The sequence below is a fragment of the Micromonospora sp. KC721 genome, from assembly GCF_004348355.1.
Classification (GTDB): Bacteria; Actinomycetota; Actinomycetes; order Mycobacteriales; family Micromonosporaceae; genus Micromonospora.
The window spans coordinates 1-478 of record NZ_SMJY01000424.1; the positions used below are offsets into that span (position 1 = coordinate 1).

Annotated in this window: 1 protein-coding gene; it reads left to right on the plus strand. The window is 60.9% G+C overall.

What is annotated here, in order from left to right; genetic code table 11:
- Positions 1–253: 253 nt before the first annotated feature.
- Positions 254–478: hypothetical protein (locus tag E1182_RS30775; protein WP_132271217.1), on the plus strand; the 225-nt coding region annotated here is incomplete at its 3' end.

Sequence of the window (478 nt, forward strand, 5' to 3'; positions counted from 1 at the left end):
CAGGGTCGGTAGACCGCTGAGAGGCACGCAGAGCCCGCTTGCGACACGCATCGTTGTGGAACCGCTTCGGAAGCCCACCGGAGTGCGTACGGGCTTCCAGGGGCGATCCGCAGCCCTCACAGTTCGGGGCCTGGTCCACGATGAACGTCTGCGGCATGGTCTGTTCCTCCCAAGGTCTATGCTCTAGCCTTTAGAGCATCGAGTGAAGTCGACTCTAGTCATTAGAGACGAGACCGTCAAGGGAGTAAATCTGATGTCGCAGTCCGCGCCGGTACCCAAGGACCTGGCACAGTGGGTCGAGCAGCAGATCCGCGACCTGACCGATCTCGTAGCGGAGTCGAAGACAGTCAGTGATCATGACACGGATCACCAGTCCCAATGGACCCTCAACCTCTTGGAAGAGCTGTCTCGGGTCGAGACCATCAGCCGGCGGGTTGTCCACCTACTCACCGCGTACGCGCTGCGGAACAGGCTCGCG